Origin of the sequence: Streptomyces mexicanus, assembly GCF_902506575.1 — a bacterium.
GTDB lineage: Bacteria > Actinomycetota > Actinomycetes > Streptomycetales > Streptomycetaceae > Streptomyces > Streptomyces mexicanus.
This window is the reverse complement of record NZ_LR732544.1, coordinates 60,513-72,176: the sequence shown is the minus strand read 5'-3', so window position 1 is coordinate 72,176 and position 11,664 is coordinate 60,513. Positions and strand designations below refer to the sequence as shown.

The 11,664-nt window shown below is 73.1% G+C and carries 9 protein-coding genes and 3 pseudogenes; 2 read left to right on the top strand and 10 right to left on the bottom strand.

Features of this window, described 5'->3' with window-relative positions:
- Nucleotides 1-60 precede the first annotated feature (60 nt).
- From GV126_RS00320 to GV126_RS00305, 4 genes are read right to left on the bottom strand one after another with little or no spacing between them, the layout of a single operon-like run.
- Nucleotides 61-1,347: an ABC transporter permease gene (locus GV126_RS00320; protein WP_236569801.1), complete on the bottom strand. Its 1,287-nt coding sequence runs from the start codon at nucleotides 1,345-1,347 to the stop codon at nucleotides 61-63.
- Nucleotides 1,344-2,069, bottom strand: a complete 726-nt coding sequence (locus tag GV126_RS00315) for an ABC transporter ATP-binding protein (protein WP_419796031.1) — start codon at nucleotides 2,067-2,069, stop codon at nucleotides 1,344-1,346. The genes GV126_RS00320 and GV126_RS00315 overlap by 4 nt, the downstream gene beginning before the upstream one ends.
- Before the next feature lie 38 nt (nucleotides 2,070-2,107).
- Nucleotides 2,108-3,583 carry a peptidoglycan-binding domain-containing protein gene (locus tag GV126_RS00310; RefSeq protein ID WP_159673129.1) on the bottom strand — a complete coding sequence of 492 codons (1,476 nt, stop codon included), beginning with the start codon at nucleotides 3,581-3,583 and terminating at the stop codon, nucleotides 2,108-2,110.
- A 23-nt stretch (nucleotides 3,584-3,606) separates the two neighbouring features.
- Nucleotides 3,607-4,191 (bottom strand): hypothetical protein, encoded by a 585-nt coding sequence (locus tag GV126_RS00305; protein WP_159661897.1) that lies wholly within the window; start codon nucleotides 4,189-4,191, stop codon nucleotides 3,607-3,609.
- Nucleotides 4,192-4,319: 128 nt separating this feature from the next.
- Between GV126_RS00305 and GV126_RS36045 the strand changes: the two are divergent.
- Nucleotides 4,320-4,495: pseudogene (locus GV126_RS36045) on the top strand (transcriptional regulator); the annotation flags it as partial.
- 154 nt (nucleotides 4,496-4,649) lie between these two features.
- Here GV126_RS36045 and GV126_RS00300 read toward each other — a convergent pair.
- The 4 genes and pseudogenes from GV126_RS00300 to GV126_RS00285 form a co-directional block, all read right to left on the bottom strand.
- Nucleotides 4,650-4,919 (bottom strand): hypothetical protein, encoded by a 270-nt coding sequence (locus tag GV126_RS00300; RefSeq protein ID WP_159661896.1) that lies wholly within the window; start codon nucleotides 4,917-4,919, stop codon nucleotides 4,650-4,652.
- A 108-nt stretch (nucleotides 4,920-5,027) separates the two neighbouring features.
- Nucleotides 5,028-6,644, bottom strand: a complete 1,617-nt coding sequence (metG, locus tag GV126_RS00295) for a methionine--tRNA ligase (protein ID WP_159661895.1) — start codon at nucleotides 6,642-6,644, stop codon at nucleotides 5,028-5,030.
- A 220-nt stretch (nucleotides 6,645-6,864) separates the two neighbouring features.
- Nucleotides 6,865-7,386 (bottom strand): annotated as a pseudogene (locus GV126_RS00290) (efflux permease Rv1217c-related protein); the annotation flags it as partial.
- Nucleotides 7,383-8,327, bottom strand: coding sequence for an ABC transporter ATP-binding protein (locus GV126_RS00285; RefSeq protein ID WP_159661894.1), 945 nt, complete (start codon nucleotides 8,325-8,327; stop codon nucleotides 7,383-7,385). The gene GV126_RS00285 and the pseudogene GV126_RS00290, both read right to left, overlap by 4 nt.
- A 103-nt stretch (nucleotides 8,328-8,430) precedes the next feature.
- Here GV126_RS00285 and GV126_RS00280 point away from each other — a divergent pair, with 103 nt between their 5' ends.
- Nucleotides 8,431-8,937, top strand: a complete 507-nt coding sequence (locus GV126_RS00280) for a GbsR/MarR family transcriptional regulator (protein WP_159661893.1) — start codon at nucleotides 8,431-8,433, stop codon at nucleotides 8,935-8,937.
- Nucleotides 8,938-9,123: 186 nt separating this feature from the next.
- On the opposite strand, the pseudogene GV126_RS00275 reads toward GV126_RS00280, so the two are convergent.
- Nucleotides 9,124-10,143 (bottom strand): annotated as a pseudogene (locus GV126_RS00275) (IclR family transcriptional regulator); the annotation flags it as partial.
- 87 nt (nucleotides 10,144-10,230) lie between these two features.
- On the bottom strand, nucleotides 10,231-11,508 hold the full coding sequence (locus GV126_RS00270) for a M6 family metalloprotease domain-containing protein (protein ID WP_159661892.1): 1,278 nt from the start codon (nucleotides 11,506-11,508) through the stop codon (nucleotides 10,231-10,233).
- Nucleotides 11,509-11,664: the final 156 nt, after the last annotated feature.

Sequence of the window (11,664 nt, the reverse complement as noted above, 5' to 3'; positions counted from 1 at the left end):
GGGGGGGGGGGGCCCCGCCGGGCCCCGGCTCCCCTGCCGGAGTGCCCGGTGACCGCGAGGTCACGGACCGGCCAGCGCCTCGGTCGGTGCCAGGCGGCCCGCCCGGATCGCCGGATACAGGCCCGCCAGCGCGCCGATGAGGAGGGTGACGGCGACACCCGCCGCCGTGGCCCAGACCGGAACGTGCGTCGGCCAGCCCCGCAGGGAGGCGAACACCGCGGTGATCGCGGTGCCGAGCACCGTGCCGCCCAGCCCGCCCAGCGCCGACAGCAGCAGCGACTCCGAGACGAACTGACCGCGGATCTGCCCGCTGGTGGCGCCCAGCGCACGGCGCAGGCCGATCTCCGGGCGGCGTTCGAGCACCGAGATCACCATGGTGTTGCCCACCCCGACCCCGCCCACCAGCAGCGCGACCGAGCCCAGTCCGAGCAGCAGCCCGGTCAGCGTCGACTCCGTCGCCTCCCGGGCCGCCAGCGCGTCGGACGGCCGGGACACGAGCACGCCGCTCGGCTTCTCGGGGTTCGCGGTCGCCGCCAGCACCGACCGGACCTGGTTGACCCGGTCGTCGCGGGCCCGCACGTACACCGTCGTGGGGTGGCCGTCGAAGCCGAGATACGTCCGCGCGGACTGCCGGCCCACCAGCGCCGAGCCGTCGATCTCCGGGGCGAGCGGCACCGGCTGGAGCACACCGACCAGGGAGAACCATGTGCCGCCCAGCCACAGCCGGGTCCCCGGTGTGTACACGTCGAGCCGGCGGGCGGCCTGCGCGCCCAGCACCACCGCCGGGTACTCCTCGGTCGCCTCCGTCAGCCACCGGCCGATCCGCACCCGGCCGCCGACCGCGGGCAGCAGACCGGGGTCGGCCGCGGCCACCTGCACGCTGCTGGTGTGCCCGACGGGGATGTGCTGGTTGCGGTAGACCGCCGCGCCCTTGACCACACCGGTCGCGGCCACCTGCTGCACCGGCCCGATCCGCCGGATCATCGGCACGGCCTCGGCGGGCAGCCGGGTGGTGGTGCCGTCGGGCGCCTGCCCCGGCGCGACCCGCAGCATGTTGGTGCCCAGCGCGTCCAGCCGGCGGTCCACCTCCGCGCGGCTGGACGAGGAGATGCCGACCACGGCGACCATCGCCGCCACCCCGATCGCGATCCCCAGCGCGGAGAGGAAGACGCGCAGCGGCCGGGTGCGCAGCCCGGTCCCGCCCAGCCGCACGAAGTCGGCGGGCCGCAGCCGGGCCGGCCGCAGCGCCGCCCTCGCGGGGCCCGCGCCGGGCCGTGTCGCCGCCCTCGCGGGTCCGGTGCCGGGCCGTGGCGCCGTCCTTGCGCGCTCGGTGCCGGGTCTTCTCATCGCCGGCCTCCCGCGCCCGAGGCGATCGTCCGCGGACGGCTGCCGCTGTCGGCGACGATCCGCCCGTCGCGCATCTCCACCCGGCGGTCGAACACCTTCGCCATCTCCCGGTCGTGAGTGATCACCACGACGGTGGTGCCGGTCGTGTGCAGCTCCCGCAGCAGGGCGAGCACCGCGGCGCCGGACGCCGTATCGAGGTTCCCGGTCGGTTCGTCGGCGAGCAGCAGGGCGGGCTCGCCGATCACCGCGCGGGCGACCGCCGCGCGCTGCCGCTCGCCGCCGGACAGCTGGTGCGGGAGGTGGTCGAGGCGGTGGTCGAGGCCGACCCGGGCCAGTGCGCGCGTGGCCCGCCGCCGCCGTTCCCGCAGCGGCACCCCGGTGTACAGCAGTCCGTCGGCGACCGTGTCGAGCACCGGCACCCCGACGGCGAGGTGGAACTGCTGGAACACGAACCCGATGCGCTGCGCGCGCAGCGCGGACAGTTCGCGGTCGGTGAGCGAGGCCACGTCGTACCCGTCGATCGCGATGCGTCCGGCCGACGGCCGGTCCAGGGTGCCCATCAGGTGCAGCATGGTCGACTTGCCCGAGCCGGACGGGCCGACGATGCACACGAGTTCACCGTGGCGGATGGCCAGGTCGGCGCCGTCGACGGCGGTGACCCGTCCCGGGTACGTCTTGGACACGCCCGCGAACTCGACCACCGGGACGTCGGCGTCGGCCACCGGGGCGCCGGCGCGAGCGGTGACGTCCTCGTCCTCGGTCACTTGGGGATCCTCACCTTCATGCCCTCGTGCACACCGGGGCCGCTGACCTCGACCATGCCTTGGGCGAACAGCCCCGTCCTGACGGCCACGAAACGCCCCGGAGCGGCGTCCTCGCCGTTGCCCGCCGGGGTCGCGCCGTCTACGAGTTCGAGCCCGTAGCCGCCCTCGGCGAGTGCCGTCAGCGCCGCGACGGGTACGGCCAGGACGTCCTTGCGCTGCTTGTTCGTGTAGCGGACGGTGACCGGACCGCTCTGCAGCCGCCCCAGGGAATCCGGGTCGTCGAAGGTGATCACGACGGACACGGTGGCGGCCCGGCCGCCGGAGGCGCCCGCGTCCGAGCCGCCGCCGTCACCGCCGTCGCCGCCGTCCGAGGCGCCGTCGCTGCCGCCCGTGACCGCTGTCGCGTCCGCGCCGAGGCTGGCCACGGTGCCCTTGACCGACCGCCCGTCGGGCAGGTCCACGGTGACCCGGCTGCCGCGCTGTGCCCAGTCGGTGTCGGCGGCCGGGGCGTTGACGGTCACCATGCGCGAGGTGCTGGTGTAGCTGACCGGGTCGCCGGACGCCTCGTCCCCGACGCGGGCACTGGTCCCGGCGATCCGGACCGGCCCGGGCGCGTACACGACGTCCCCGGCGCCGACCGCGCCGGTCTGGGGCAGGCCGAGGTCCTTCTGCCAGCGCTTGACCGCGTTCGCGGTCAGGTCGGTGTACGACTCGTCGACGGTGAACCCCGAGTAGCCGAGCGCGCTGAGGTTGCTCTCGAACTGCTTGACGTCCAGGCCGTGCAGGGGAACACCCGCAGTGCGGTTCGAGCCGGTTGCCGCGGTGGGGGCGGAGCCGGAGACGGCCGGGGCGGTCCCGGCGGAGGAGCCGGTGGGGGACTTGGCGGAGGAACCGGTAGAGGACGTGGCGGAGGACCGGTCACCCGCGGAGCCACCGTCACCGGCCGTGCCCCCGGCCGTGCCCCCGTCCGTGCCCGTCCCCCCGTCCGTGCCGCCGTCGTCCGCACGGTCCGGCTGCTGCCCGACCGCCAGGTCCCGGTACATCGGCAGGCTGCCGTACAGCAGCACCACCGGACGGTCGTCCACCCGCAGCACCGCCTGCCCGCGTCGCACGGTCGTGCCGGTGGCCGGCAGCCAGGTCACCGTTCCCTTCGCCTTGACCGGGAACGGGACCTGCGGGCCGTGGCCGAGCTGCCCGTCGACCTCGGTCTGGTCCGTGAGGGTGGTACGGGTGACGCGTACGACCTGGCTGCTGCGGCCCGGCGCCGCGTCGTCGCGGCCCGAGCCGCCGCCTCCACCGAGCCCGAGGGCGCCGACGGTGCAGGCGAGGGCGACGACGACGATCCCGGCCACGACCAGAACCGTCCTGCGTCGCCGGCGCCCCGGGGCGTGCCCCCGGGAGGACGCCCGGTCCGTCTGCCCCGGGCCGCCCTCGCCGCCGGCCGGCACGGGTTCGCGCTCTTCGTCCTTCATGACGTCCACGGCCGGTGCTCCCGTCAGCCCTTGGCGGGGGGCGCGTCGGCGGGGACGCCGATGACGGAGGCGCACGCACGCGCCGCCCGCTTGGCACCGGCCGACGTCGAGTCCCAGGTGACGTCACGGAAGTGGCCGTCGGCGTCGGTGTCGGGGAAGTCGGGCGCGCCGTGCTGCTGCATGCACGCGGCGTACTTCCGGTTCTTCTCGATCTCCTCCTTGGACAGCTCGGGCCGCTGGGCCTTCTCCAGGCTGTCCGGGACCGGGACGCTGAGGCCGGCGCATTTCTCCTGTGCCTTGAGCGCCTTCGGGTCGCGCTTCCACTTGGACTGGTCGCCGAGGTCCACCTTGCCCTGGGCGTCGGGGTCGGGCGCGTCGAGCCCGGCCTCGCGCAGGCAGGCGACCCACTTGCGCTGTGCCTCGACGTACTCGGTCAGCTCGCTCGACGCGTTCTTGGACGCACCGGCGGACGCCCTGCCGCCACCGGCCGAGGCGACCTCGTCGCCGCCCCCGCCCCCGCCGCAACCGGTCACGGCCACCGCCGTCGCCACGGCCAGCCCGGCCAGCCAGGCCCGCGCCCCGAACCGTCGTCGCCCCGTCCCCGTCATCCCCATGGCTCCCTCGCACCGTCGCCGCCCGGCGTGGTCCGGCCGGGCGGCGACGAATGTAGGGCGCGGACCATGAAGGACCTATGAAGAAGCCATCAAGAACTTTTCCGGCTTGCTGGGGCGGCCGCCTGCGGAGATCGACCGGATCGGCGGTCGCGGCAGCGGTCGGGGCGGTCAACGGCCGTCCCGTCACTGACCTGAGGCAGCTGCGCATCCTTGACCTGCGGTACGGCACCATCCGGGCGCAGGCTGTCCCGCCAAGGAGTCGCCGGCCGTCACCGAGCAACTGCTGGGACAAACGTGATCCGCAAGGTCTCCGCCGGTGATGCTTCCGAACTGGCGTGGTACCGCCAATGCCCCGCGCCCGGCGAGAGCCAGGCCCGGGGCACGTCGGTCGAGGGCTCAGCTCCCGGCCGCGTACGTCGGCTCAGAAACAAGGGCATCGGGCTGGGGGCTGGTCAGGCTCGCTCACCGGTGGCCTCCGGCGTGTCCGCATCCTCGTCGAACAGGTCTTCCGCACGGGTGACCGTGCGGGCGCGCTCCAGCCAGGCATCGAGACGGTCCAGGTCGGTGCAGGTGGTGATGCGCTCACGCACGGCCTCCGGTACGGGGATACCGCGCACCTCCAGTACGAGCAGGATCCCCTTCGCCTCTCCCTCGGCCTTGCCTTCGAGGTACGCCGTCTCACGGACAGTGCCCCGGCCGGGGAAGTAAGTGACGAAAGACATGATTTCCCTCCATTTTTCTCCGGCTGGCCCGTCTGCGGAAACGGAACGAGGCCCGGAACCCGACCCCCAGGGTCGGGTTCCGGGCCTCGTGCGCACGGGGCGGAGGCATTACGCCGTCGGCTTCTCCTCCAGGCGGGGGAAGAGCACCGCGCCCTTGGTGACGGTCGCGCCCGCGGGGAGTTTGCCCCAGTCGCCGGCCTCCTGGACCCGCTGGTCGGCCAGGGCGCCCAGGGACGCCTCGGCGCCCAGGGAGTCCCACAGCTTGCGGGAGGTCTCCGGCATCACCGGGTGGAGCAGGACGGCGACCGCGCGCAGGGACTCCGCGGCGGTGTAGAGGATCGTCGCCAGGCGGGCGCGGCCCTCCTCGGAGTCGTCCTTGGCCACCTTCCACGGCTCCTGCTCCGTGATGTAGCCGTTGACCTGCTTGACGAAGTCGAAGACGGCCAGGATGCCGCCCTGGAAGTCCAGCTCGTCGCCGATCTTCCGGTCCGCCTCGGCGGCCGCCTTGGCCAGGCCGGCGTGGATCGCCTTCTCGGCCTCGCTGTCGGCGCTCGCCTCGGGCAGCGTGCCGCCGAAGTACTTGCCGACCATGGCGGCCACGCGGGAGGCGAGGTTGCCGTAGTCGTTGGCCAGCTCGGAGGTGTACCGGGCGGAGAAGTCCTCCCAGGAGAACGAGCCGTCCTGGCCGAAGGCGATCGCCCGCAGGAAGTACCAGCGGTAGGCGTCCACGCCGAAGTGCGAGGTGAGGTCCTGCGGCTTGATGCCGGTCAGGTTCGACTTCGACATCTTCTCGCCGCCGACCATCAGCCAGCCGTTCGCGGCGACCTTCTTCGGCAGCGGCAGGCCCTGCGCCATCAGCATCGCGGGCCAGATGACCGCGTGGAAGCGGAGGATGTCCTTGCCGACCAGGTGCACGTCGGCCGGGAACGTCGACTCGAACTTCTCCGGGTTCTCGTTGTAGCCGACCGCCGTGGCGTAGTTCAGCAGCGCGTCGACCCAGACATAGATCACGTGCTTGGCGTCCCACGGGATCGGGATGCCCCAGTCGAAGGTCGAGCGGGAGATCGACAGGTCCTGCAGGCCCTGGCGGACGAAGTTCAGCACCTCGTTGCGCGCGGACTCCGGCTGGATGAAGTCGGGGTTCGCCTCGTAGTGGGCGAGGAGCTTGTCGGTGTACGCGCTCAGCTTGAAGAAGTAGTTCTCCTCGCTGAGGATCTCCACCGGCTTCTTGTGGACCGGGCACAGCTTCTGACCGGCGTACTCGCCCTCGCCGTCGAGCAGCTCACCGGGGAGCTTGTACTCCTCGCATCCCACGCAGTAGGGGCCCTCGTAGCCGCCCTTGTAGATCTCGCCCTTGTCGTACAGGTCCTGCACGAACTCCTGGACGCGGTCGGTGTGCCGCTTCTGCGTGGTGCGGATGAAGTCGTCGTTCGCGATCTCCAGGTGCTCCCAGAGAGGCTTCCAGGCCTCCGTGACGAGCTTGTCCGCCCACTCCTGGGGCGTCACCCCGTTCGCGTCGGCCGTGCGCATGATCTTCTGACCGTGCTCGTCCGTGCCGGTGAGGTACCACACCTTCTCGCCGCGCTGACGGTGCCAGCGCGTGAGCACGTCGCCTGCGACGGTCGTGTAGGCGTGGCCCAGGTGAGGAGCGTCGTTGACGTAGTAGATGGGCGTGGAGACGTAGAACGCCTTCCCCGCCTGCTTCTCGGATCCAGTGGCCGCCATGGTCGAAATCCTACTGGGCCGGTGAAGATCGACTCACACGCGTTTCGGGGGGTGGACGGGGTGACGCCCCAGGAGTGGGCGGACAAGCTCGTCACGGAGGCCTGGAAGCCTTCGATCAGGGCGCGGTTGTGTTTTTTTTCCAGGAGGAGGCCGCCATGGTTGTTCCTGCTTTTCTCGTGGGCTGGGAGATGTGTAAAAAAGCCGGCCTCGCCCCCGGCGGCCCTTTCGCCACCGCCGCCACCCCCTGCCCGGCCAGCCCGACCGTGATCAGCAGGGCCACCACCGCGTCCGCGACGACCGCCGCGAGCAGCGCCGCCGTCAACGGCGCCCGGCGGCCCACCATCGCGGACGACACCAGCTCCTGCCGCCCGCTCTCCTCCTCGTCCCGGGTGTGCCGCAGGACGACCAGCAGGCTCGTCACGGCGGCCAGCGCACCGGCGTACACCCCCACGCGCCAGGCCGTCAGCGCGCCCGGCGAGTCGCCGAAGACCGGGCCGACCATGGCGCGCAGCGAGGTGTTGGTGGCCATCTGGCGCATCAGGTCCGCGCGTTCGGCGGCGGTGCCGTACAGGGCCTTCAGCGTGTTCGGCATGGACAGGACCATCAGTGCGTTCACCGCGACCCAGACCGGGATCAGGACCCGGTCGCGGCGCAGGGCGAACCGCAGCAGGGTCCCGGTGCCGGCCAGCGGCCGCGCGCCACGCGTCGGGGCCGTGGCGGGGGCGGGGGCCGTGGCGGTCATCGCTCAACCTCCGTCGACGACTCCGCTGCCGCTGCCGCTGCCGACGTCGATGCCGTCGCCGCCTCGCCGTAGTGCCGCAGGAACAGCTCCTCCAGCGTCGGCGGGGTCGAGGTCAGGGAACGCACGCCCGACTCGGTCAGCGCGCGCAGCACCGCGTCCAGCCGCGCGGTGTCCACCTGGAGGCGGACCCGGTGGCCCTGGATGTCGAGGCCGTGCACGCCGGGCAGGCGGGCGAGCCCGTCGGGCGGGCCGGCGAGTTCGGCGGTGACGCTGGTGCGGGTGAGGTGGCGCAGGTCGGCGAGTGAGCCGCTCTCGACGGTGCGGCCCTTGCGGACGATGCTCACCCGGTCGCACAGCTGCTCGACCTCGCCGAGGAGGTGGGAGGAGAGCAGCACCGTGCGCCCCCGGTCCCGTTCCTCGGCCACGCAGCGCTGGAAGACCTCCTCCATCAGCGGGTCCAGGCCCGAGGTCGGCTCGTCCAGGATCAGCAGATCCACGTCCGCGGCGAAGGCGGCGACCAGGGCGACCTTCTGCCGGTTGCCCTTGGAGTACGTCCGGCCCTTCTTGGTGGGGTCCAGCTCGAACCGTTCGACCAGTTCGTCGCGGCGCCGCCGGTCCAGTCCGCCGCGCAGCCGGCCGAACAGGTCGATGACCTCGCCGCCGGAGAGGTTGCGCCACAGGGTGACGTCACCGGGGACGTACGCGATCCGGCGGTGCACCTCCACCGCGTCGGACCACGGGTCGCGGCCCAGCACCTGGGCGGCGCCCGAGTCGGCGCGCAGCAGGCCCAGCAGGATCCGGATGGTGGTGGACTTCCCGGCGCCGTTGGGGCCGAGGAAGCCGTGGACCTCGCCCCGCTCCACGTCCAGGTCGAGTCCGTCCAGCGCGTGCGTGGCGCCGAAGGACTTGTGGAGGCCGGAGACGGTGATTGCCTTCGTCATGCTTCGGAACGTACGCTTCTTTCAGAAATTTGTGAAGTTAAGGAAGCGTATAAACTCGGGAGGGCGTCGGGACAGGGGACCGGAGGGGAAGAGGATGCAGGGCATGACGGACGACAAGGCGCCGGACCGCGACCCCGAGGCCGTGTCGAAGTTCGTGGAGAGCTTCGCGGCCCAGCTGGTCGAGGCGGGCCTGGCCCGGATGCCCGCCCGCGTCTTCGCCGCGCTGCTCTCCTCCGACAGCGGCTCGCTCACCTCCGCCGAGCTGAGCGAGCAGCTGCGGATCAGCCCGGCCGCGGTCTCCGGCGCGGTGCGCTACCTGGCGCAGGTGCACATGCTCTCCCGGGAGCGCGAGCCCGGTTCCCGCCGCGAGCGCTACCGGGTGCACGCCGACCAGTGGTACGAGGCGCTGACCAACCGCGAAGCGGTGATCAAACGCTGGGAGCACGCCCTGCGCGAGGGCGTCCAGAGCCTGGGCCCGGCCTCACCCGCGGGCCGGCGTCTGACGGAGACCCTGGCGTTCTTCGAGTTCGTCGACGGCGAGTTCGCGGCGATGATGGAGCGCTGGCGGGTACGCCGGGAGGAGCTGTTCGGCGCCCCGGGCTCCTGGTAGGAACCCGCAGCCGCGCGGCAGCCCCGAGGGACGACTCGTTCGGCCGCGTGACGGACGATTCGGTCCACCGCGTGCGGAATGAGCTCGTCCGCCCCGGCCACCGGGGGTGCGGGCGGCCTCCGCCCGCGCAGGACCCCGGCGCACGGGATGACTCATTCCGCCGCGTCCCCCGGCACCACCAGCCCCCAGGCCCGGCCGGGACTCCTCGAAGGCCGTGAGGACCGTCAGGCCGCGGGCCAGGGACTCGACGAAGTCCCTGCCCAGTTCCTGTTTCGACGCCGCCGTCCACGTCGCCAGGTCGGCGGGCGGCGGTCCCTGGGGCGGGGGCGGGGCCGGGGCCAGGTCCCGTTCCATCGCCGTGACCGTCTCGCGCAGGCGCGGCAGCAGCGTGGCGCGCAGGTCCTCGGCGGTGTGCCGGCTGGTGTGGCTCACCACGTTCGCCACGCAGGCGATCCGGCCCGTCGCCGGGTCCCGTACCGGCACCGACACCGCCACCAGTCCCGGCTCGATCAGCTGGTCGTCCAGCGCCCAGCCCTCCCGGGCTGCGTCGGCGGTGCGCCGCTCGAAGTCGTCGGTCGTGTGCGGACGCGGCGGTACCGCCGGAAAGCCCCGGTCCTCCGGGTCGGCCGCCCGGCGCTCGCGCCAGCGCCGCCAGTCCTCGTCCGTCCACTCGGTCGCGAACAGCGGGCCCGGCGCGGTGCGTTCGGCGGGCAGCCGGTCGCCGATGCGGAAGCTCAGCGACATCGCGCGGCGCCGGGTCGCCTGGTGGATGAAGCGGATGCCGTCCCGGTCGCCGGCCGCCAGCGACACCGACTCGTCCAGCTCGTCGGCGAGGGCGTCCGCGCGCGCGTCGAGCAGTGCGGGCAGGCGCAGGGCGGCCGGGTGGGCGTTGCCCAGTTCCATCAGGCGCGGGGTGAGGACGACGTCCCGGCCGTCGAGGCGGACGTATCCCATGCGTGCCAGGGTCGCCGTGATGCGGTCCACCGTGGAACGGGCCAGGCCGGTGGCCCGCTCCAGCGCGCTCGGGCTCAGGGTTCCGCCCGCCTCCGTCAGGCGCCGCAGGACCGCGATGCCCCGGATGAGGGGGGTGACCGCCTCCGCCGGAGGCACGGGGGCGGGGCTGGAGGCGGAGGTGGAGGTGGCGGAGGGTGCGGCGCCGGCGGCCTCGGTGGGCTTCGTCGTCGTGTGCGCGGGCGTCGCGGGCATCGGTCGGTTCTCCCGTACGGGACGGTGGGTGGGCGGGACAGCACGCCTACGGTAGTCCGGTCCGGGCTCGGTCCACCGCGCCCGCCGTCACTGCCGGGTGACCCGCACCCGGTAGTTTCCCTCCAGGTCCGCCGCGGCCACGTCGATGCGGATGCCGGCCCCCGGGTCCTTGAAGGTCTCGCCGGGGGCGAAGGGGGCGTCGGAGAGTTCCGCTTGGACGTTGGGGCTGCGGGTGCAGCCGCCGGAGTCGCGGTGGGCGTCGTAGACCGTGATGGGGCCCTGGCCGGTCTCCACCCCCGCGTCGACCTTGTAGATGAGGACGCCGGGGCAGCACACCTCCTCGTCGTTGCCTTCGCGGGTGCGCAGTTCCAAGGCGTATCCGGCACGGCCGTCGAGCGGGACGAACACCAGCTTGGGGCCGCCCGGGCGCCCCAGCGGGGTCAGCGTGTACTCGGTCGAGCCCTGCCTGCTCGCGCAGCCGACCTGGTGGGCGTCCAGCCAGCCCAGCTTCCACTTGTGCCAGCCGAGCAGGTCGTTGTTGGCCCCCCAGTCCTCGCTCATGATGTCCCAGTGGCCGACCGCGCTCCCGCCCTCCTGCGTGTAGAGGTCGGGCAGGCCGAAGACGTGGCCGTTCTCGTGGGGCAGCACCCGGTAGCCGGTGTGGCCGTAGGAGCCGGAGCCGTCGTCCTGGCGGGAGTAGACGAACGAGGCGTTGGCGACCGGGACGCCGTCGGCGACCGGGGCGTCGGTGTTGCCCGCGAAGGTCACCGACAGGACCGTGTCCAGGGCGGAGGGGCCGGCGTTGGGCGTCATCAGCACGTTCAGCAGGTCGTAGTCCTTGAAGTCGACCGTCGGGTCGGCGGCCGCCACGATGTCCTGGACCAGCCGGCGGTAGCCCGGGTCGAAGGGGGCGCCGCGTTCTATGCCGTAGGCCTTGAACGGCTTCGGCATCCGCAGCCAGCCGGGTATCGGGGTCTCGGAGCGGTAGTCCAGGCGGCCGTAGGAGGCGGTGCGGAACCACTGCTGGGTCTGCGGGAAGAACTCGTGGAAGCGGTCCATGGCCTTGCCCTCGCCGGGCGCGTCCGAGAAGTCGATCATCAGGGTGAGGGCGTGCACGGTGCCGGTGGAGCGGGCGTAGCTGCCGCGGGTGGGTATGCCCTCCGCCATCTGTACCGCCGAGCTGCCGCTGATCAGACAGGGGACCAGTGCGGGGGAGAGGGCGACGGCCCCCGCTCCGGTCGCCGTGCTGCCCGCCGTGAAGTGCGCCGTCCCCGCCGAACTGACCGCGAGGGTCAGCAGGGTGACGGCCGCGAGGGCGGCCGCTCGGCGGTTGGGTATCCGGCGGCGGGGCGGCTGCGGCTGCATGCGTGGACCTTTCGCTCCAGGCAGCCACCGGTCGCTCCGAGCAGCCACCGGTCTCCGGCTGCACCCTTTCGCTCACCCTGTGTCGCGGGGGCCAAGAGCGCGCGCTGGGGCGGTCCGGTCGTGGGAAACGGCGGATCCAGGCGGGGGATGGTGGAT